Origin of the sequence: Psychroserpens burtonensis DSM 12212 (genome assembly GCF_000425305.1) — a bacterium.
GTDB classification, from domain to species: domain Bacteria; phylum Bacteroidota; class Bacteroidia; order Flavobacteriales; family Flavobacteriaceae; genus Psychroserpens; species Psychroserpens burtonensis.
The window spans coordinates 48,815-70,988 of sequence record NZ_AUDE01000019.1 but is presented as its reverse complement, the minus strand read 5'-3'; the positions used below and the strand labels follow the sequence as shown (position 1 = coordinate 70,988).

Below are 22,174 nucleotides of genomic sequence, written 5' to 3'. Positions count from 1 at the left end.
TCGGTTGTTAATTCAAAAGTAAGCATCTTAAAGAGAATTCTACTGATTTATATCATTGTAATACCGCAGTGAATCAAATAATTTTATGAGATAAAACTTAGAGATTATGAAAACAGCTATGAGCCTCCTTGTAATGATTTTGTTAGCAAGTTGCTCTACAGCAAGAGTCACTGACAGTTGGATCAATAGTGATTACAAGAACTATCAACCAAAGAAAATTCTTATTATAGGTCTAACAGATAACAGCAGTGGAAGAATGCTATTTGAAGAACAATTAAAAACAGCACTTACCAATAGAGGCATTGAAGCTGTTGAGAGCTACACCGTTTTTAAACCTACATTCACGAGCTCAAAACAAACCGAAGAAGAGATTGAAAAAGAGATAAAAAGACTATCAAATGACGGTTTTGATGCTGTTATAATTTCCGCAGTAAAAGGTATTGACGAGAAAGTATCTTATGGTGGAGACAACTTTAGAACACACTACTATTGGAGACGTTTTGGTCGTTATTATTATTTAGCCCAAGATGTATACCATACTGAAGGCTATTACAATAAGTATAAAATTTACCATATTGAAGCGTCTTTATATAACTTAAAGGAACATAATGATAAGTCTTTAGTTTGGGTCGCTTCGTATGATGTTGTAGACCCCAAACAAGTTAATACAACAGTTACTAATTATGTGACTGCTATTGTAAAATCGCTAGAAGAAAATCAAATTATAAAGAGTAATTAGAACCCTAGTTTACAAACCTCATCTTATACTATTATTTGGACTGGTCTACATTTAACTTCACTTCCAATTCTGGAATTTTAATAAGCTCAATAGTTGAAGATGCTAAGATGATTTCACCTTTTGTATTTTCAATTTCTAGTCTTATTTTATCATTTAAAAGGTGCTTTACAAGACGACGTTTCTTAAAATCAACAATATATCTCAAATTAAATTGAATCCAATTATCGGTTAAAGTAATGGCTAATGTAGGATCTACTTGAGCATCTTCTATATAATATTTATTGACAACATCTTTCCATTGCGACTTTGAATTTGCTGTATATTCTGAAAGGGTTTCCGAAGCAATTTTAATAACAATAGATTTTGCTAAATCAATATCAGAACCGTAGCGAATTGGCAAATTAAACTCATCCCAGATAAACGGAAAATCCTGAGAGTAATTATATATAGGGCCTTTAAAAACAAAAGCATTACTTAGTTTCACAATACGACCACTGTAATTATCGCTGCTTACCCATTGACCAATTTCCATCATAGTGGTATAGATACTATCCACATCAATCACATCGCCTTTAATGCCATTAATTTCAATTCGATCGCCAGGCTTATACACTTTTACCAAAAAAATATACATAGAACCTGCTATACTTAAAATTAATTCTTGCAATGTAAATGCCAATCCTGCGGTAAATAAACCAATGACAATAGTAAAATCTTTAATGGCTCCCGAAAAATAGGTGATTGCTAAAAAAGTTAGCAATACATAACCCAGAATTTCTATTCCTTTTTGCGTTTTGTAACGCACCACGGTATTTGATATTTTCTTTCTTAAGTAACGCCTTAAAATCTGAATGAGTAATAAAAGAATTATTAGAATGACCGAGAATTTAATCATACTCCAAATAAAAGGGTTAGCAATTAGCCATTCTTTTATATTTTCTATTGCTATCATAAAAAAGGAATTAAAAATCCTCGTAAGAGTTTAACTTGTTCTTTAATGTTCTGTTTTCTAATTGAAGATATTCGACTTGTTTGAGCAAATTATAAATAGCATCTATCCCTTCTAAATTGATATGAAGATCGTAATGCAAACGTATCATTTTCTCAACATCGTTAAGCTGATTGGTTTGTAAAAAATTGTCATTATCCGTTATAGTAATTTGAACTAAATCATATTCATAAAGTGCATCTATAAAAGCTTCAGGAACTTTATAATGTGTACAAAACTGTTGGATTGATATAAGATGTGTTGTGTCCATATTATCGTAATTTTGATAGTTCAGTGAAGAGTTCCTTTTCTTTAGCTGTAAGATTTTTAGGCATTTTTAGATTATAGGTTATAAACAAATCTCCAAACTGCTCTTCTTTTTTATACTTCGGAAAGCCCTTTCCCTTGAGTTTTACTTTTGTCCCATTTTGAGTTTCTGGCTTTACCGTTAACTTTACTTTTCCGTCAAAAGTATTGACCATAATTTCGCCACCTAGAAGCGCTTTGTAAATATCTAAATCAACTGAAGCATACAAATTATGTCCATCTCTTTTAAATTGAGATTGATTTACTACTGAAAACTCAATATATAAGTCTCCATTTGGTCCTCCATTAACTCCTTTTCCACCATGTCCTTTTATTTTTATGACTTGACCATTTTCTATACCCGCAGGAATGGTAATACGAATATTTTTATTGTTGACAGTTAAGGTACGCTTATGCGTCGTGTAGACCTCTTTCAGATCAAGTTTTAATTGAGCATTAAAATCTTGACCTTTAAATTTCACTTCCCTACCACCTGCTCTCGATGAACCACCACCAAACATAGAGCCGAAAAAATCTGAAAAATCTTCTTCAGAATAGCCTCCTTGAGGGTTTTGCGTACTTCTTTGATACTGATTTTGCTGTTTCGCTTTTTCGTATTCTTCTGCATGCTGCCAATGTTCTCCATGGTCATCATACTTTTTACGATTTTCGGGATTGCTTAAGACTTCATTGGCTTCATTAATTTCTTTAAACTTCTGTTCTGCCTTCTTATCATTAGGATTTAAATCTGGATGGTGTTTACGTGCTAATTTCCGATACGCTTTTTTGATAACGGCATCAGTTGCACTTTTTGAAATCCCTAGTGTTTTATAATAATCTATAAATGCCATTATTCTTTATTATGGGTTTTAATATATTGCTTTAATATCTGCTTGAGACTTTCTAAGTAGTCTTCCATATTCTTAATTTCTATATCTGGATGAACTTTTGATGGTATAGTTACTGGGTTTTCGTCTAACGTAGCATAAAGTTCTGGGTAATTAACCGCTATACTATTAGAAAGTCTTATAATTTGATTTTCTATGTCTTGTAATCTTTTCATAATATTATGCTTAAACTCAAGGACTAAGTTAGCTAAAAATGTTGTCATTTCATATGATTAATATCAGTCAACAAAGGCACCCTATACAAGTATTTTTCCATCTCCCATTTGGATAATTCTATCTGTCTTATTAGCAAAGTCCTCATCATGAGTTACCACTAAAAGTGATAAACCTTTCTCGTCACTCAACTGTTTAAAAATATTGAATATGTTTTGAGCATTATAGCTGTCCAAGTTCCCCGTGGGTTCATCACCCATAATTACTGAGGGATTATTTATTAGAGCGCGAGCAATAGCAATACGTTGCTTCTCTCCTCCCGAAACTTGTGAGGCTCGTTTCTTTGATAAATGTTCAATATTGAGCATTTTAAGTTTCTCTATGGCATCATGCTCAATTTCTGGGTATGATTTTTCACCTAATTTCTTGGCAGGAAGCATCACATTTTCTATTACTGAAAATTCTGAAAGTAAATAGTGAAACTGAAAAACAAAACCAATATGCTTATTCCGCAAATAGGATAGGTGTGTCCTTTCCTGTCCTGTAATAAGTTGATTATTCAAATATAATTGACCTTCATAATCGGTATCCATTGTAGAAAGGATATAGAGTAACGTAGATTTACCACAACCAGATTTCCCCATAATAGAAGCAAACTCTCCCTTTTTTATCTGAAAATTAATATCCTTTAAAACATGAAACGATACAGGCTTCTTGAAATATTTATTGATATGTTTTGCTTCTAATACAACACTCATATTATTGTCCTCTTATAATTTTTATTGGATCTATTTTTTTAGCTTTTTTAGAGGGTAAATATCCTGCTAGAAATGTAGAAAAAATAGCGAATAAAAAACCGATGATAAAAAATAATGGATCCCTATTTACAGGATAGGTTTCTACTGTTGGTAAGGCTTCTGTTTTAAAAGGAATAGTGCCAATTAAACTCGTTAACCCAAAACCTAATACCAACCCTAAAACTCCACCTACAAAACCAATAATCATGGCTTGACTCATAAAAATAAGCTGCACATCTTTACCAGAAAACCCCGTAGCTTTCAAAATGGCGATATCATTCATTTTTTCATAAATGAGCATATTTAATATGTTATAAATACCAAAACCCGCAACGATAAGGAGTGTTATGGATACCGCATATGTAATTAGATTTCGTATTGTTGTTCCCGTATCAAATTGTGCATTTGCTGTCTTTATATCTACGGCTTTTAGTTTAAATTGCTGCTCAATTGTTTTAGCTAATGAAACAGCCTCTTCAATATCATATAGCTTTACATTAATATCTGTGATGTAATTTTTTGCTTCGCCTAAAATACGTTGCACTGTTTTTATATTGGTAAAGCTTTGAATAGCATCAAGATCTGCTACACCACTTTGATAAAAACCAACAATTTTTAAAGGAAAAATATCACCATTAATTGGACTTATTTGTACGCGATCTCCAACTTTTAAAGACATTTTTTCAGCAACACCAATTCCTAACAATATCCCATTATCTGTAGTTTGCAAAGCTTCAGCAGAACCCTTAACAATATAATCTTCGATGTTAAAAAGTTTTGCTTCGTCTATTGGATTAATACCGATAAGATTTCCACCAATTTCTATGGAGCCAGCAATGTAGAATATTTGTGTTTGCACCTGTGGAAGTGCGCCTCGCACATTCTCATTACGTTCTAAATAGTCAATAATTGGTAGTGCATTATGGATTTTTAGCTGACTTAATTTGGGCTTAATTGAGTGTACTACATTAAAACTTTCATTAAAATCATCATACAACGAAACAGGTTGGTTTTTTGAAGGTTCAATTTCATTATAAACGTGAATATGTGGTGTTTGATTTAATATTAAATCATCTAACATCGTATTTAACCCGGTCATAAAGCACACCAAAGTAATATAACTACCAATACCAAAAGTAACTCCAAGAGCTGCAACAGAAGTTTGCTTTATTTTCGTGAGCAAATGTGTTTTAGCAATGCTTAATATAACGTTCCAATTGGTCATTATTCTAGCTTATAGATATAAGTGTCTTTGTTAATTCCTGACAAGATTTCGATATACTCCATATTTTGCAATCCCGTTTCAATAATTACTAATCCATCATCAGTTTTAACTTTATTACTATCAATCAAATATTCCTTGGGAATAGTCAGTGCCTTTTCTTTTTTAGAAATAACAATATTGGCTTCTCCAGAGAGTCCTGGATATAAAACTTTTGGAGGATTCACCAAAACAGCTTCAACTGTAAAAGTTTGGTTTCGTTCGTCTTTCTTAGGATATATTTTAGATACTTTTCCTTTAAAAATCATATCTGTATAAGCATCTAAATGAATTAAAACTTCCTGTGTTTTTACTATTTGCACTATATCCACCTCATCTACAAGTAGTTCAATTATAAAATCAGTAGCACTTCCAATAGATGCTAGTGGCTCCATACTTGTTACAATTTCTCCAGGCTCTTTATACAGGGCATATACCTTTCCTCCAATTTTACTGGTTATTGTAAAATCTTTTGTCACTATTGATGACGTTTGATACTTGTTTTTTGCTCGTTTAACAGCTGTATACAATTCATTTTTTGTGTTATTAAACTTACTTCGTAGCAGCTTTAATTGATTTGAAGCCAACTCATAATTAAGTTTTTTAATATCATATTGTACTTTAGACCCGATATGTTGATCCCAAAGATTTTTTTGTCTAAAATAATTAATAGAATCGTTTTTATACTTCAACTTAGCAGCTTCTATTTCATCTTTAATACTAGCCAATACCGTCGCACTTCCATTATAATTTTCTTGTGCTAGATCTAAAGCGAACTTGTCATTTTGAGTATTCAGTTTAGGTGTATTGTTTGTAATCTGAAATAGTTTTTTATTCTTCGGAATTAAATCACCCTCTTCAACAAAATTAAATTCTAAAATACCTGAAACACTAGAATATACTTGATACAAACTATCTGGCTGAATAGTTACTGAAGCGTAGACAAACTCTGTCAAAGCCTGCTCTATTGGCAAGACACTATACTTCTTGTTAGAACATGACAATAAGAAAAACACCATACTAATAAAGCTCCATACTTTCATTTCTAATACGTTAGTTTTGATTGTAATAATATGTATTCATTTAAGTTTGTAGCGTCGATAGCTCCAACTAATTTACCTTTTCTTACCACTGGAATAAATTTTTGTTTTTTACTATAAATAAGATGATATATTGATTTGAGATCATCTGTGTTTTTAACCGTTTTAAAGCTAGTATCCATCACATTTTCGACCAAAATATTTACATTAGAATTCTCAATAATTTGTCTGTGATACAAAAGACCTTTAACTACGCCTTCTTCAACGACAACAAAGTTAGTTTCAGTTCCAGAAATAATTTTATTGACAACAAGATCTATAGAATCTTTAGGATTGAATGTTGTAATATCAAGCAGCATTGCTTCTTCAACACTATGACCCTTTAATAAAGACATATGGTGCACCAATTGATTTTCACCGTAAGCTCCTAAAAAAACAAATAAGGCAATAACAATGAGAAACGGATTGTATAATACGCCTGCCAATAAAAACACAACAGCTATAAACTGACCGATACTGGCTGCTATTTGTGTAGCTTTTACATGATTCATTTTTAGAGCTAACAAAGCCCTTAACAATCGTCCTCCATCCATTGGAAAAGCAGGTATCATGTTAAACAATACTAAACCGAAATTGACAATAAATAAAAAGAATAAAAAATTCTGAAATGTAAAACTCACAAATATGTCATAAGCATCTGTGAAACTTTGACTAAATAGATCCTCTACAGGAACTATAAAATAGAGCAAAAGCGCAATGCCGACATTAACTAAAGGACCAGCGATAACGATAAGAAATTCTTGCTTTGGAGATTCTGGCATTTTATCAAAACTTGCCATTCCTCCAATTGGGAGTAATGTTATTTTTTCGGTTTTAACACCAAAATACTTTGCTGTTAAGGCATGACCTAATTCATGTAATATAACGCAAACAAAAACCGCCAATATAAAGGATATATTAAAAAGAACACTATCTGTACCTCCACCTCTTTTTAGTTCATCAAAAATAATCCATACAATTAAAAATAAAAATGTCCAGTGCACTTTTATTTTAATTCCGGCGACACTACCTAAATCTAAGTTTGCTTTCATTTTTATAGTATTATTCATTAGTGATAATGATTGCCCATGTATTATCTTTATACATAACAGCGTATAGGTTGTCTGAAATATGTTTGGATATAATTTCAGGTGGCTTTCGCATAAATTCCTTATCTAAAACAACATTAACAGCCTCTTGAGTTAGATAATTTTTAATTTGGCCAGTGGTATCTATGGTCACCTCATAATATTTGTAGTAAACCACATCTTTGCCTAAGGCTTTATTTTGACCAACCATTTCTTTAACTAATTCTAAAACAATTGCTTTACCACCATTAAAATTTGAGGCATTTAAAAATTGAGGTTCTATAATAGTTTTACCGTCAGCATCTATATAACCAAAGTAGGAAATACCATCTTTTATTTGCTTAATTAAACACCTTCTATCGCTAAATATGGGATAGTTTTCGTTAGTCATTTTTGTAGTGACTACATCATTTCTAAAACCGACTATAATAGCACCTTTATTATTAATAAAAGCCCATTGATTTCCCTTTTTGATAGCTGCAATACCATCATAGAAAGGTGAGATATAATCCAAATTTTTAATAGATTGTGTGAATCCAAAAATTGGAATTATTACAATGACAAAAAATAAAATTATTGCTTTTTTCATGATTTTAAAATTTTAAGAGTGATCTGTCAAAATTAGCATTGTGCACCTTTTTATAAAATGATATTCATCATGGGCTGCTAAAACTCTAAATCAAATAAAACAAATAAATTGTATTGATTGATTAGAGTACTACTTGCTTCAATAATTCAAAACTTGCAGTTGTTGGATAATCTCCATTTTTAGTTTTAAAACCATATGCGTTCATCAATTCATGACCATATATTAGTGCTCACGGTATTGCTATGCCTTAAACAAATACTCTTTTCAATTGCAGACTCTTTATAACCAAACATCTTTATAACATACCCGGTTTTCTAAAAACATCTCGGCAATATACTTAGTACTTAGACAATCTCAAGACAACAAAATCATTTTAGAATGGCTTCTTTTATACTTCTATAGCTACGCTCACTACCCTAGTGATTTGATTTTATAATTTCTATAATCTCATTTTTTTGAAGCACCCCAGATTGTCGCCATACCTGAGCACCATTTTTAAATAAAAGCATAGTTGGAACTCCACGCACTTGGTACTTGGCTGCTAACGGTTGATTTTTATCAACATCAATCTTTATAATTTTTACTGCATCTCCAAGTTCTTCTTTTACCTGTTTTAAAACTGGCGCCAACATTTTACATGGTCCACACCAATCAGCAAAAAAATCTACTAAAACAGGGATTTCAGACTGTATGATATCATTAAAACTACTTTTCATTTTCTATACTTTTTATAACCTTTTCAAGTTTTGCACTGACTTCGTGTGCTAGATTATTTAGTGCATCATTTTTTACTTCCTGCATGGATACTAAAGGGTTTATTGCAGAGACTTCAATGCTGTTAGGGGATTGCTCTTGTATAATAATATTACAAGGTAACATAGTCCCGATCTTATCCTCTACCTGTAATGCTTTATATGCAAATGATGGATTACAGGCACCTAATATTTTATACTTTTTAAAGTCAACTTGTAGTTTACTATTTAAAGTTGTTTGTATGTCAATTTGTGTAAGCACCCCAAACCCTTCATTTTTTAATAGTGCTACTACTCTATTTTCCACAGCATCAAATGGCCCTTTTACGATCTTAGTAAAATAATAATTCATAGTTAATATTTTTTTAATTCTATATCTAGTTTTGCAAGCATGATCAATTCTGATTTATTGATTCCGGAAAATGCGTGTGCAATAGAAGAGGCTGTTTTTAAAATTAAATGCCTTACATCTTCAGTAAATAAGTGACTTTGCTCTTTCTTATAACTTATAAAATCTTCATAACATAATTTAATATCAGGTTCTTCATCACGATTTAACCAATCAAAAACAACTTCTATTTGATATGCAGCATCAGTGCCAAAGAAATCTTCAATGGCATCCATTTCTAACCACTGTTTTTTTACAAACGCCTTTAATTTATCAAACTCTATGGATTTAACGCTACCATCAGAAGCTGCAATAGCATAAAATAATTTACCAAGATTCTGATAAAATGTAAGTGTCATTTTCTTTTTAGTTACCATGATATTACCATTTAAGATTCAAATTTAACTGCTTTGATAAAAATCGCATATGATATTTATCATGTGGGAATTATAATACATGTAATAATTTTAGCCCTAAATATCGAAAATCATGGCAAAAAATAAAAATTATGGCGTTTATCTAAATCTAGACAACAAAATTATTAGCAAATATGCATCTTCTAAAAAAGTGAATTTCATAAGAACTATGCTTAGTCATAGTTTTGAAAAACACAGCCTGGGTAGTCAAATGCAAGTACTTAAATGGTTAGATCCTAAAGGGTATATCAATATTGCATTTCAAGTCTTAAGACCTCATCCCTTAGACACACTACATACCTTAAATGTAGGCCTCAACAAGACCAGTTACTCCCTTGTTTTCTCACAAAACAGCCTTTACAATATATCTATACGTATTTTGTTCACTGCAACACACGAGATAGAAAACGAGACTGTAGAAGAACATTTAGGCACTTATAATTTAGAGGAACTAGATGAAAAATTAATAATCCAAAAGTTTGAACAATTTATAAATAGTATTGCTGCCTGAGCACTCATATTATAAAACATTTCAAAGCTATTATCTAAGAAAGATTTATAATAGCATATTTGACATTTCAATTTTTAACTACTAAAAAATCACATTAGTTTTTACTAACAAATTGAGTATCCTTTGCACAAACTTGAATCCTAAATACATTCCCACTTCATACCATTAGAATGTTTTGCAGCTTCATGGACTATATCCTTTATATTGATTTTAATATTCCACAAAATTTCAATAACTTTCAAATCGCTATATTTTTATAATTTAAATAATCTTCATAGGCACCTTGAAGAAGAGCATAGATCAGTTAGAATGACACATTAAAACTTAACAGAGTAGCTACAATTATTAAATAGGATTAGTTATCTTTAAATTTCTTTAATCCAACCTCAACAAAATGTTCAAGCAAGATCAAGATGTTTTTAATATCCTTTTAGATTCCGTTTCAGAGGGCGTCGTAGTCGTTAATGAACATCAAATTATTGTTGAAGCCAACACCTCTGCAGAAGCAATGTTTGGCTACAATAGTAATGAGCTCAATAAGCAACCACTTAATATTTTAATCCCGCAAAATTATCATGCAAAACATGGCGACCACTTTAAAGGGTTTGTCAAAGAGCATAAACAACGTCGCATGGGACATGGACGCGATATTTTTGGCGCAAAAAAAAATGGCAGTATTTTTCCAATTGAGGCCAGTTTAAATCCCTTTACCATTTATGGTAGAAATTACATAATGGCATTAGTTATTGATATTACTGAGCGAAAAAAATTAGAACAAGAAAAAAATCATTTAGCTAAGATTTTTCTAGAATCTTTAAATGAAATTTATGTTTTTGATACTAAAACCTTAAAATTTATAAATGCTAATCATGGTGCCCAAAATAATATAGGATATAGTTTAGAAGAACTAAAAACTATGACACCTTTAGACATAAAACCAGACTATACTGAATCAAAGTTTAGAAAAGAAATTGAAATATTAAGCCAAGATAATCTTGACAAAATTGAATTTGAAACTGTCCATAAACGAAAATCTGGGACCATCTATCCAGTAAGTGTTCATCTACAGCGTTCTAAATTGGGTGATAGAGATGTGTTTTTAGCAATTATCCTAGATATTACAGAACAGAAAAACTATACAGAAAAACTAGAGAAAACGGTATCTTTAAGAACTGAAGAATTACAAACAGCTCTATCTGCAGAAAAAGAACTCAATGACTTAAAAACGAAGTTCTTATCAATGGTATCCCATGAATTTAAAACTCCGCTTAGTGGCATTTTGACGTCGACTATATTATTAAATAAATACAAATTAACTGAGCAACAAACTAAACGAGAAAAACACATAAAAACCATTACAGATAAAGTACAATATCTAAATAAAATTCTGAATGATTTTCTTTCCGTAGAAAAACTTGAAAAAGGTAAAATCAATTATAATTTTACCACCTTTAAATTGAGTAAAGTTTTAAATGAAGTCATCTACAATGCAAATATGTTACTAAAGGATGGCCAGCAAATCAACTATCCCGAAAACATAGACGAAATCTCCTTATACCAAGATGAAAAGATTTTAGAATTAGCCTTATCTAATCTTATATACAACGCTATTAAATATTCCTCTGAAAATACAATCATAGATATTGATATTTCACAAAATGAAAATAGTACTATTTTGAAAATAACAGATAACGGAATTGGTATTCCACAACAGGATCAAAAAAATATATTTAATCGTTATTTTAGAGCAGAAAATGCTTTGCTATTGCAAGGCACAGGAATTGGTTTAAACATCGTTAAAGATCATTTAGAAAACTTAAACGGCACCATTACATTTGTAAGTAAACAATATGAAGGTTCAACTTTCACTATAGAACTTCCAAACAAAGCACAACTATGAAACGAGGATGCTAAAAACGTTATCACTCAAGGGAATTATGCATAGCGAACAGCATGTGAGCCTTAAAAAACAATATATATAAACATATGAAAAGAGTACTAATAATAGAGGATGATAGTGTATTAAGAGAAAATACTGCTGAGCTTTTAGAACTTTCCAATTATGAAACACTAACGGCTAGTAATGGTCAAATAGGGCTAGAAATGGCTACAAAGCATAAACCCGATATTATTATTTGTGATATCATGATGCCAATTCTTGATGGCTACGGTGTGCTCGAAGGTTTGTCTAAACAAGATGAAACAAAGTTTATTCCTTTTATATTTCTATCTGCAAAAACAGAACGACAAGACGTAAGAAAAGGCATGGATTTAGGTGCTGACGATTATATTACAAAACCTTTTAACGAAGATGAAATTATTAGCGCTATTGAAAGTCGAATTGCCAAAGCATCTATCTTAAAAGATGAGCGAAACTCCTTTAAAAACGCCCCTTCTAATACTGAAGATGACATAAGAACATTAAATGATTTAAAAAATTTCTTTGATGATTATGGCAAAATTTTTAATTACAATAAAAATGAAACCATCTACAAAGAAGGCCATAATTCTAACACCATCTATTTAATAATTAAAGGTGCTGTAAAGTGCTATAAATTTGACGAAAAAGGAAAAGAACTCACTACAGCACTTCATAAAGAGGATGACCTATTTGGTTATACATCCTTTACACAAAACATCCCTTACAGGGAAACTGCTAAAGCAATCAAGGATTTAGAAATGGTAGGTGTTTCTAAAGCAGAGCTAAAAGAGGTGTTGAATAACAACCATAAAGTAACTTTAGAAGTGATTCAACTACTCACTGATGACCTCACAGGTGTTAAAGATCAACTTTTGCAAATGGCGTACAGTTCTGTACAAAAGAAAACCGCTTCTACCATTCTAAGGTTTGCTGAAAAAATCAATTCCAACCCAGAAGATTCTATTAAAATCTCTAGAAATGATTTAGCTAGTGTTGCTGGAATAGCCACTGAAACATTAATTAGAACGATCTCAGATTTTAAAAAACAAGGCCTTATAGAACTAGAAGGCAGAAACATCAAAGTCCTCGATATTCAAAAATTACAAGATATTTCCTAGGTGCTCCATATTGTTTTCTAATATGACGAATATCATATGTTTTTATGACCCTTACATTTAGATTTGTTTAGAATAAGAAATTTAAATGATGAATATTTTATTACCAACAGATTTTTCTGATAACTCATGGAATGCTATTGTGTATGCTCTCGCCTTATTTAAAAACACAACTTGTAATTTTTATGTACTTCACATCAATAAAGTAGAAAATATTATCGTTGGAGATGCTATTTATATACCTACTCAAGAAGCTATAGAAGACACTTATGTTAAACCCTCCAAGAAAAAATTAAGATCTCTATTAAAAAAAATTAGCGACCACCTTGAGCATAACAAAAAGCATAAATTTTATACTATAGTTGATTATAGTTTTTTTGTCGAGTCTATTAGAAAGCATATTAATGATAAAAAAATTGATATGATAATAATGGGTACAAAAGGTGCCTCAGGATTTGAAGAATATATCATTGGAAGCAATGCAGGCGATGTTGTTACCAAAGTAAAATGTACCACTTTAGTTGTTCCAGAACATGCAAAATATGATAAACTAAAAGAAATTGCATTTCCAACAGATTACAACTTATCTTATGATATAAAAATACTTCAACCATTTACAGCTATTTTAAGTATGGTTAAAGCTAATTTAAGAATTATTCATATTCATAAAAAAGACACCAAACTAAATACTGAGCAGCTCACAAACAAAGATGTATTGAATGATTATTTCGAAGATTTTATGCCGAGTTTTCATTTTCTTACCAATAAAAATGTAGAAAATGCCATACAATGCTTTGTAGAAAGCAAAGGTGTTGATATGATTGTTATGGTTGCCAAAAATCTTAATTATTTTCAAAACATGTTATTTCATACTAGAGTTGAAAAAATAACATATCACACACACATTCCTTTTTTAGTATTACACGAATAAAAAACAGTAATTATGAATCAATCAATTTTTTTAGCAAAGTTTTGGGGCTGGTATCTTATTATTTTCTTTTTAATATTAAGCTTTAACCCAAAACGTATAAAACAAATATTTAATGACCTTAAAGATGAAAAATTCTTAATCCTTTTTTCTTTTCTAGCTATCATTATTGGACTGCTAAATATTTTGTTTCATAATGTTTGGGAACCAAGCTATAAACTTATTATTACCCTAATAGGTTGGTCATCACTATATCTTGGGTTAGTGTTATTTATATTTCCAAAAAAAACTGTAGCTTGGTTAGAAATCACCAATATTAAACTGGTACAAGTGGCTTACACTTTATTATTCCTGGTAGGCCTCTTTTTACTTAATGTGGTTTATGATATCATTACTATATAAATTTTATAACCAAAGAACATGCTCATATAGATTTTAAGTCCTTTTAGCAAACCAAACGCTTAGGAAATAACTAAGGCGATACTAACTAGTTAAAACAAATAATAACCCAACTGATATATATCAGTTAATTTTAATTCACAGTTTATTAAATTTATTAAGTCATCAAACGATGACAGTAAGAATGGGGATTCTTAACAATTTATTTACTATTAATTTTAAAGGAATCCAAATATTAATATTTGGATTCCTTTAAAATTAATAGGCCCTAAAACTAATCCAAAATACGTATTTTACATCCAAAACAATGTGCATACTATAAATTTCCCATTCATTGACGCAAAACCCTAAAAACAAAAATTATGAAAAATAGTTTATCCAAAATCAAGTCAGAATTAGAAACTTACGCAAGAGAATCTAATGTAACAGAATTACAAATTATTGATCAACTGAAAGAGTATTACTTCAATAAAGAAGTGAATGAAAATCTTAAACTTTATAAAAAAAGTAAGAAAAAAGTAAGTGAAATAACAAAAGACTTAAGAATCTCACCTCGTAAATTTTATGCTATTTTAGAAAAGAAAAAAGTAGAACATACTAAATACAAAAAGGCAAAAAACGAAGTGGAATAACATATTAATTTTTGAAAAAAAATAGTCTAAAGCAAAACGTTTAATTATTGCTCAAATCGAAAATTCAGCATATTGCAGTATTACTCACTCAAGCCAATTTAAAAACATAGTCCATCGACATTATTAAAGGTACTATAATTGGGGCATTTATTACACTATTATCTTAATACCTATGCTCCCACAGCAATTTACGAATTAGCCATAAATCCTAAATAACAGCTAAAATAAAAAGAACGAACTAGCGACAATGTCTCTCATTTATTGTTAATTATGACCAACTCATAAAGCCTTGCAGTTTCCCCTCTGATGCGCTCCATTTTTATTTAATTTACTGCTTAACCAAGTAATAAATCAAAGATCAAACGATAACACTACATTCAAAAAAGCAGCCATCTACAAACATTTTAGCGACAACCATGAGCTTCAAAACACTAAGATTGCTAAAAAGTTGTATCTGATATATATCATAGTTTTTACATAGTCAACTATTTAATTTTACTAGTGAATATTAAAAACGATCACTATGTTATCTATACTACTTCCTACAGATTTTTCTAAAAACGCAATGAATGCTATTACCTATGCATTGGAGTTTTTTAAATATCAAAAAACTAAATTCTATTTTATGCATGCCTATCAAAATGAGTTTTACGACCATGAAGAATTGCTTTCACGCGAGGTTTTTGACGATGTATTAGATAACGTTAGACACCAATCTCAAACCAATTTAGAGCAACTGCTTAAAACGGTTAAAGACATGGCTCCAAACCCAAGGTTTACGTATCATATTATTTCGGCATATAATACATTAGTTGAAGAAGCAAACCTGATTACAGATGCTAAAAACATAGATTTAATTATTATGGGGACAAAAGGAAAATCAGACGAGCGTCATATAGTATTTGGAAGCCAAACGTTTCAAGTGCTTAAATATGTACAATGTCCTGTTCTTGCAATCCCATCTAATTACACCAATACACAACCTAAACATATTTTATTTCCAACCAACTATTTAATACCGTATAAGCGTCGTGAACTAAAATTACTGTCAGAATTAGCAAAATCATATAGAAGTACAATAGATGTTTTGTACGTCTCAAAAAGTCATAAATTATCAATGCGACAAGAGGATAATCAATCTTTTATAAAAAACACACTTAGCAACAACGAGGTGAATTTTATCCAGGAAGACAGTAAAAAAATAGCAGATACGATAAAAACTTATATAACAGAAAATGACGTAGACATCATTACAATGGTTAACACACAACACTCCTTTTTAGAGGACATGCTATTTCCATCTACCATTGATAAAGTTAGTCTTGGCTTACATATACCAATACTTGCCATGCAAAATACAGCGCGATTTTAAAATTTTATTATGAAATGAATCATTACAATTAATGCTACTAATCAATAAATACATATCAACAGATGAAACATATTTTATTACCCACTGATTTTTCTGAGAATTCTTGGAACGCTATTAGCTATGCCTTACATCTCTTTAAAGAGGAAGCATGCACCTTTTATATACTGAACACCTATACGCCTGTCATTTACCATGTTGAGTATGTCATGGGATATCCTGCACAATTTGGTTTAGGTGATGCCATTAGAAATACGTCACAAAAAAACTTAAAAGAGTTGGTTGATAAAATCTCTAGTGAATTTGGAAATAATACAAAGCATAAATTTGAAACCATAGCTAGATTTGACACCTTGATTTTAGGCATTAAAGAGGTTGCCATCAAGTACAATATTGATCTTCTAGTCATGGGCACCAAAGGAGCTACTGGAGCAAAAGAAGTCTTATTTGGATCAAATACAGTACATGTATTCAAAGAAATAAAATGCCCAATTCTAGCTATTCCATCCCACTTCAAATATGAAGCACCACATGAAATCTTATTTCCAACAGATTTAGAAGTTCACTATAAAAACGCACAACTTAATATTTTACAAGAAATAGTTGCGACAAATCACTCTAGAATTAACGCGATGCATATTTCTACAGGTTATGATTTAACGCAAAGGCAGAAAGACAATAAATCAAATTTAGAATCCATTTTTGAACACACTGCTTTTTTATTCCATGATGTTAGAAGTATGAACATCACAGAGGCCATTAGTGAATTTCAATTGAAGCATAAAATCAATTTACTAGCCATGATTAATAATAAACATTCATTTTATGAAAATCTATTCTTTAGGAATACGGTGAATCAAATTGGGTTTCATTTAAACATTCCGTTTTTAGTACTCCCTGTGAAAATATAGTTCAATATGTATTATCATTCTTTTAGCTTATCATAATACACGCTAGTTTCCGAAGTAAATTTAGATATTTTTAGATATGAAAAAAAACATCTTATTACCAACAGATTTTTCAGATAACGCTTGGAGTGCAGCAGTTTATGCTTTAAAATTATATTCAAAAGAATACTGCACATTTTACTTTTTACATGCATCAAAAATGGTTGTTTCAACGATGTCTACTATGTCTAATAAATTAATACGTGTTATGGCAGAAAACGCTATGAAAGAGCTCATAGAACTAAAAGACATGGCAGAAAACAGCAATATAAATGCCAACCATAATTTTGAAATTATATTGAGCTCTGAAGACGTCCAAAGTGGCATAGAAACTGCTGTTAACAAACATAACATAGACCTCATTGTTATGGGAACAAAAGGTGCAACAGGAGCTAAAGAGTTTTTCTTCGGAAGTCATACAGTTAAAATTATTAAAAAAGTAAGACACTGTCCTGTTCTAATTGTACCAGATGAGTTTGATTTTGTTGAACCAAAACAAATAGGATTTCCAACAGATTTTAGTCGTTGTTATGATTATAAGGAATTAGACCCTTTAAGAGATCTGGCAGAACTTTATGATTCTAAGATTATGCCTGTTTGCATTCTTTCTAAAGAAAAACTCACAGGTATCCAAGAGTATAATATGGCCTTATTAGAGAGCCATTTAAAAAATCATAATACTAGTTTTCATTTTATGCCTAATTATGCAAAAAAGACTCTTGAAATCAATGATTTTATCGAATCAGCAGACGTGAACATTCTTGCTATGATTAACTACAAACACAGTTTCATAGAGACTATCGTGAAAGAACCAGTGATACATAAAATTGGCTTTCATCCATTAATTCCTTTTTTAGTGATTCCTGCATAACAATATGATATATATCATTTTAAACTACATATTGATGGCTTAATTTTATAGAAACGAGCTTTACCTATTGCAAAGTATGAGCACTTCATAAATTAAACAAAATAGGCATGAATATTCAAAACCAAACAAAAAAAGAACTCATAAGGCAGTTACAGGAATTACTTAAGGAGAATAAGTCTTTAAGACTTTTAGTAGAAACACATTCAGATAAATTAATAATTGCCAACACAGAAATTGAATTTCAAGATAAAGAAAAGGACGAATATGAAACAACGCTAGGTATTGCAAATCTACAAATTAGGTTTCAAGATGAAGAAAAGGAGAAACGAGCAGCAGAGTTAGGTATTGCCAATAAAGAACTTCGCTTTCAAAATAAAGAAAAACAAAAACGGGCAGATGAATTAATAATTGCTAATAGAGAACTGCTATTCCAAAATAAAGAAAAGCAAAAACGGGCAGATGAATTAATAATTGCTAATAGAGAACTGCTATTCCAAAATAAAGAAAAGCAAAAACGTGCCGATGAATTAATAATTGCTAAAGATCACGCGGAAGAAAGCGACAAATTAAAATCAGCTTTTTTAGCTAATATGAGTCACGAAATACGAACGCCGATGAATGGTATACTCGGTTTTGCCGATTTATTAAAAGAACCAGGTCTCACCGGAGATGAGCAACAAAAATATATTACAATCATCAAAAAAAGCGGATTACGAATGCTTAATATTATTAATGATATTATTAATATTTCGAAAATAGAATCAGGACTAATGGAAGTTAATATCCAACAAGCAAATATTAACAAGCAAATAGAATTCATTTATACCTTCTTTAAACCTCAAGTTGAGGCTAAAGGCATACATTTTAAAATTAAAAAAGGTTTAACAAACAAAGAAGCCTTTATTAAAACAGATAGTGAAAAACTGTATTCTATTCTCACTAATCTTGTTAAAAACGCCATTAAATACACCAACAAAGGCACCATAGAATTGGGATATATACTAAAAAGAGAAAAGGACTCCAAAGAACTAGAATTTCAAATAAAAGACACAGGTATTGGGATACCCAAAGACAGGCAAAAAGCTATTTTCAAGCGTTTTATACAAGCTGATATTGCCAATAAAAAAGCACATCAAGGAGCAGGTTTGGGCTTGTCGATTTCTAGGGCATACGCAGAAATGCTTGGTGGAAAAATTTGGATGGAGAGCCAAGAAGGGAAAGGATCTATATTTTATTTCACACTGCCATATCGTACTAAATTTAAAGATAAACTTGTTGATAATAATGAAGATTGGTTTGAAGATTCTGGCGTAACGGTTGAACCTGAAGCTTCGAAACTAAAAGTATTAATTGCAGATGACGATGAAATATCGAGAATACTTATGTCTACCATAGTTAAAAACCACAGTGCGGTAATTCTTAAAGCGGTTACTGGTAAAGAAGCTGTAGATATTTGTCGTGATAATCCTGACATTGATTTAATTCTCATGGACATTCAAATGCCTGATTTAAATGGATATGAAGCAAGTAGACAAATTAGAAAATTCAATAAAGATGTTATCATAATAGCGCAAACAGGATTTGCTCTAAACGGTGACAATGAAAAGGTAATTAAGGCAGGCTGTAACGATTATATTTCTAAACCGTTTAATAAAGTCAAATTACTTGCTGTAATAAAAAAGTATTTCAAATAATAATAATAATAATAATAGCAAATAATCACCATATAGCTCACTCTAAGGTCATTATAACTTGACAGAATCGAAGTACTCACAAGGCGACAATTATTAGACTAAGTCTTAAAGACCAATACTATGAAACATAAAATTTTAATCCCAACAGACTTCTCAAAGAATGCTACCCATGCTTTGCATTATGCTATAGAGTTATACAAAAATGACACTTGTATTTTCTACTTACTTAATGTATTCTTATCTCCAATTAATTTTATGGAAAACATACTCAAAATGGAGCCTGGAAGTGAATTATATGAAACCGCAAAATTAAGTTCAGAAAATGGCTTAGCAAAAACGTATGATATGATTGCTATGACTGAATATGAAAATCCAAAACATGAATTTAAAACAATGTCTGTCTTTAACGACCCTATTGAAGCTATTAAAAATGCTGTAGATCAAAAGGACATTGAAATGATTATAATGGGCACAAAAGGCGAAACACATTCAAGAGCAACAGCATTTGGAAGTACAGCTATATATGTGATGGAGAAAGTACGTAATTGCCCTGTGATCGTTGTACCTCAAAAAGCAAAAATAAAATTACCAAAAGAAATTGTTTTTCCAACTAATTATAAAACCAATTATAAAAGAAGAGAGTTGAACTATTTGATACACATAACTAAAAAAAGTAATGCCTCCATTGTTGTTCTCCATATACGTGAAGAACATGAGTTAGATAAAACTCAAAAAGAAAACAAACAACTACTTGAAGATATTTTAGAGGGTAACGATTATAAATTTCATGATTTGTCCCAAAATAATATAATGAGTTCCATTAATATTTTTGTTGAAAGTAGAGGCAGTGATATGGTTGCATTTACAAACAAAAAACATACTTTTTTTGGAAGTATCCTTACAAATACTTTGGTAAAGGAAATCACATTTTACTTAAACATACCCCTATTAGTAATGCACGATTTAAGAAACTAAAACATATTTAAAATGAAAAAAACAGGCATCTGGTTAGACAAAGACAAAGCACTCATTGTAACTATTGAGAATGACAAGGAAACGCTTCAAACTGTTTCATCAAACATAGAACATTATAATATTCGTGGCGGTTCAGGAACACGTCAAAAAGGGGGCCCACAAGACGTTGTACAAGACAGTAAATATTTAGAACGCGAAAAGCAACAACTAAAGCTGTATTTTAAAAATATAATTGCCAAGATTAGTGATAGTGATGCATTAGTCCTTTTTGGTCCTGCAGGAACAAATAAAAAATTTAGTGAGGAATTACATCAAAATCACACACTTTTGAGCACCAAAATAAAAGGCACAAGAAAGACTGATAGCATGACAGATAATCAAGTAAAGGCCTGGGTAAAAGACTTTTTTGTGTCGCTTTAAAGCTCTACATGTTTAATTAGTTAGTGACGTTAAACTATCAAAACCCGTATTGGGTATGGCCATTTTTAAAACAATAGTATGGAAATTCAAAATATAGAAGTCATTAAATCTTCTGGTGAAAAAGTAAAATTTTCACTCGATAAATTACGATCGTCTTTAAAAAAAACTGGAGCAGATGATACTATTGTTAATCAAATTTTAGACAAAGTTCGTGATGAGTTATATCAAGGCATTTCTACTAAAGAGATTTACAACAGAGCGTTCGCTTTACTTAAAAAAAACAAAAGTCATCTCGCTTCAAAATACAAACTCAAAAAGGCAATATATGAGTTAGGACCTACTGGCTTTCCTTTTGAACGTTTTGTGAGTGCTATTTTAAATTTTTCAGGATATAAGACTCAAGTTAGCACCACCTTACAAGGTAAGTGTGTATCACATGAAATAGATGTTATAGCCTTCAAAAACTATGAAGCAACTATAATTGAATGTAAATTTCATAGTGACCAAGGTCAAAATTGTAATGTCAAAATCCCTTTATATATCAACTCACGGTATCGTGATGTAAGAGACAATTGGTATCAAAGTTCAAAAAAGGAAACTACACTCAATCCAGGTTGGGTTGTCACTAATACAAGGTTTACCAAGGATGCATTGCGATATGGCAACTGCTGTGGTCTATATCTATTAAGCTGGGATCACCCAAAAAATAGCGGTCTAAAAGATAGAATTGATAGATTAGGATTATACCCAATAACAGTCTCCACGCAACTTACAAACAGAGAAAAGCAATTTTTATTAAGTAGAGATATTGTACTCTGTCGCGAATTAATAAATGATAGTTTTTTCTTAGATCATTTAGGAGTATCTGAAACAAGAAAAGAAAAAATTCTAAATGAAATCTCACAACTATGTCTCTAAACAAAAAATC

General features: G+C 30.9%; 26 protein-coding genes. 14 read left to right on the top strand and 12 right to left on the bottom strand.

Annotated features, from left to right (window positions below; all coding sequences use genetic code 11):
- Window positions 1–106 precede the first annotated feature (106 nt).
- Window positions 107–739, top strand: a complete 633-nt coding sequence (locus H593_RS0109015; protein WP_028872158.1) for a hypothetical protein — start codon at window positions 107–109, stop codon at window positions 737–739.
- A 31-nt stretch (window positions 740–770) separates the two neighbouring features.
- Here H593_RS0109015 and H593_RS0109010 read toward each other — a convergent pair whose 3' ends face one another.
- The 12 genes from H593_RS0109010 to H593_RS0108955 all read right to left on the bottom strand — a co-directional run bounded on the left by H593_RS0109010 (window position 771) and on the right by H593_RS0108955 (window position 9,425).
- Complete coding sequence (locus tag H593_RS0109010; protein ID WP_028872157.1) at window positions 771–1,691, bottom strand: mechanosensitive ion channel family protein; 921 nt, start codon at window positions 1,689–1,691, stop codon at window positions 771–773.
- Window positions 1,692–1,701: 10 nt separating this feature from the next.
- Window positions 1,702–1,998, bottom strand: coding sequence for a chaperone modulator CbpM (locus H593_RS0109005; protein ID WP_028872156.1), 297 nt, complete (start codon window positions 1,996–1,998; stop codon window positions 1,702–1,704).
- A gap of 1 nt (window position 1,999) precedes the next feature.
- Window positions 2,000–2,884, bottom strand: coding sequence for a DnaJ C-terminal domain-containing protein (locus H593_RS0109000; protein ID WP_028872155.1), 885 nt, complete (start codon window positions 2,882–2,884; stop codon window positions 2,000–2,002).
- Window positions 2,884–3,096 carry a hypothetical protein gene (locus H593_RS0108995; RefSeq protein WP_028872154.1) on the bottom strand — a complete coding sequence of 71 codons (213 nt, stop codon included), beginning with the start codon at window positions 3,094–3,096 and terminating at the stop codon, window positions 2,884–2,886. The genes H593_RS0109000 and H593_RS0108995 overlap by 1 nt, the downstream gene beginning before the upstream one ends.
- Window positions 3,097–3,177: 81 nt before the next feature.
- Window positions 3,178–3,852, bottom strand: coding sequence for an ABC transporter ATP-binding protein (locus H593_RS0108990; RefSeq protein WP_028872153.1), 675 nt, complete (start codon window positions 3,850–3,852; stop codon window positions 3,178–3,180).
- A 1-nt stretch (window position 3,853) separates the two neighbouring features.
- Window positions 3,854–5,116: an ABC transporter permease gene (locus tag H593_RS0108985; RefSeq protein ID WP_028872152.1), complete on the bottom strand. Its 1,263-nt coding sequence runs from the start codon at window positions 5,114–5,116 to the stop codon at window positions 3,854–3,856.
- Entirely contained in the window at window positions 5,116–6,195 is a 1,080-nt protein-coding gene (locus H593_RS0108980) for an efflux RND transporter periplasmic adaptor subunit (protein WP_028872151.1), read from the bottom strand. The genes H593_RS0108985 and H593_RS0108980 overlap by 1 nt, the downstream gene beginning before the upstream one ends.
- 2 nt (window positions 6,196–6,197) lie before the next feature.
- A complete protein-coding gene (locus tag H593_RS0108975) occupies window positions 6,198–7,283 on the bottom strand; it encodes a site-2 protease family protein (protein ID WP_028872150.1) in 1,086 nt (361 codons plus the stop codon).
- A gap of 10 nt (window positions 7,284–7,293) precedes the next feature.
- Window positions 7,294–7,908, bottom strand: coding sequence for a WG repeat-containing protein (locus H593_RS0108970; protein WP_028872149.1), 615 nt, complete (start codon window positions 7,906–7,908; stop codon window positions 7,294–7,296).
- Between the two features lie 416 nt (window positions 7,909–8,324).
- The gene (trxA, locus tag H593_RS0108965; protein ID WP_028872148.1) at window positions 8,325–8,624 is read right to left on the bottom strand and encodes a thioredoxin; all 300 of its coding nucleotides are present in this window, start codon (window positions 8,622–8,624) and stop codon (window positions 8,325–8,327) included.
- A complete protein-coding gene (locus H593_RS0108960) occupies window positions 8,614–9,012 on the bottom strand; it encodes a DUF302 domain-containing protein (RefSeq protein WP_028872147.1) in 399 nt (132 codons plus the stop codon). Before H593_RS0108960 ends, trxA begins: the two co-directional genes overlap by 11 nt.
- Before the next feature lie 2 nt (window positions 9,013–9,014).
- The gene (locus tag H593_RS0108955; RefSeq protein ID WP_028872146.1) at window positions 9,015–9,425 is read right to left on the bottom strand and encodes a hypothetical protein; all 411 of its coding nucleotides are present in this window, start codon (window positions 9,423–9,425) and stop codon (window positions 9,015–9,017) included.
- A gap of 112 nt (window positions 9,426–9,537) precedes the next feature.
- On the opposite strand from H593_RS0108955, the gene H593_RS0108950 reads away from it, so the two are divergent.
- From H593_RS0108950 to H593_RS0108890, 13 genes are all read left to right on the top strand, one after another.
- Window positions 9,538–9,975 carry a hypothetical protein gene (locus H593_RS0108950; protein WP_028872145.1) on the top strand — a complete coding sequence of 146 codons (438 nt, stop codon included), beginning with the start codon at window positions 9,538–9,540 and terminating at the stop codon, window positions 9,973–9,975.
- A 394-nt stretch (window positions 9,976–10,369) separates the two neighbouring features.
- The gene (locus H593_RS0108945) at window positions 10,370–11,875 is read left to right on the top strand and encodes a sensor histidine kinase (RefSeq protein WP_028872144.1); all 1,506 of its coding nucleotides are present in this window, start codon (window positions 10,370–10,372) and stop codon (window positions 11,873–11,875) included.
- 86 nt (window positions 11,876–11,961) lie between these two features.
- Window positions 11,962–13,014 (top strand): response regulator, encoded by a 1,053-nt coding sequence (locus H593_RS0108940; RefSeq protein WP_028872143.1) that lies wholly within the window; start codon window positions 11,962–11,964, stop codon window positions 13,012–13,014.
- An 85-nt stretch (window positions 13,015–13,099) separates the two neighbouring features.
- A complete protein-coding gene (locus tag H593_RS0108935) occupies window positions 13,100–13,942 on the top strand; it encodes a universal stress protein (RefSeq protein ID WP_028872142.1) in 843 nt (280 codons plus the stop codon).
- 12 nt (window positions 13,943–13,954) lie between these two features.
- On the top strand, window positions 13,955–14,341 hold the full coding sequence (locus tag H593_RS0108930) for a hypothetical protein (RefSeq protein ID WP_028872141.1): 387 nt from the start codon (window positions 13,955–13,957) through the stop codon (window positions 14,339–14,341).
- Window positions 14,342–14,700: 359 nt separating this feature from the next.
- On the top strand, window positions 14,701–14,970 hold the full coding sequence (locus H593_RS0108925) for a hypothetical protein (protein WP_028872140.1): 270 nt from the start codon (window positions 14,701–14,703) through the stop codon (window positions 14,968–14,970).
- A gap of 523 nt (window positions 14,971–15,493) precedes the next feature.
- Window positions 15,494–16,342 carry a universal stress protein gene (locus H593_RS0108920; RefSeq protein WP_028872139.1) on the top strand — a complete coding sequence of 283 codons (849 nt, stop codon included), beginning with the start codon at window positions 15,494–15,496 and terminating at the stop codon, window positions 16,340–16,342.
- 62 nt (window positions 16,343–16,404) lie between these two features.
- Window positions 16,405–17,250: a universal stress protein gene (locus H593_RS0108915; protein ID WP_028872138.1), complete on the top strand. Its 846-nt coding sequence runs from the start codon at window positions 16,405–16,407 to the stop codon at window positions 17,248–17,250.
- A 76-nt stretch (window positions 17,251–17,326) separates the two neighbouring features.
- Entirely contained in the window at window positions 17,327–18,157 is an 831-nt protein-coding gene (locus H593_RS0108910) for a universal stress protein (protein WP_028872137.1), read from the top strand.
- Between the two features lie 107 nt (window positions 18,158–18,264).
- A complete protein-coding gene (locus H593_RS0108905; protein WP_028872136.1) occupies window positions 18,265–19,851 on the top strand; it encodes an ATP-binding response regulator in 1,587 nt (528 codons plus the stop codon).
- 120 nt (window positions 19,852–19,971) lie between these two features.
- Window positions 19,972–20,826 (top strand): universal stress protein, encoded by an 855-nt coding sequence (locus H593_RS0108900; protein WP_028872135.1) that lies wholly within the window; start codon window positions 19,972–19,974, stop codon window positions 20,824–20,826.
- A gap of 12 nt (window positions 20,827–20,838) precedes the next feature.
- Window positions 20,839–21,246, top strand: a complete 408-nt coding sequence (locus H593_RS0108895) for a hypothetical protein (RefSeq protein ID WP_028872134.1) — start codon at window positions 20,839–20,841, stop codon at window positions 21,244–21,246.
- A 78-nt stretch (window positions 21,247–21,324) separates the two neighbouring features.
- Window positions 21,325–22,164 (top strand): ATP cone domain-containing protein, encoded by an 840-nt coding sequence (locus H593_RS0108890; RefSeq protein WP_028872133.1) that lies wholly within the window; start codon window positions 21,325–21,327, stop codon window positions 22,162–22,164.
- Window positions 22,165–22,174 lie beyond the last annotated feature (10 nt).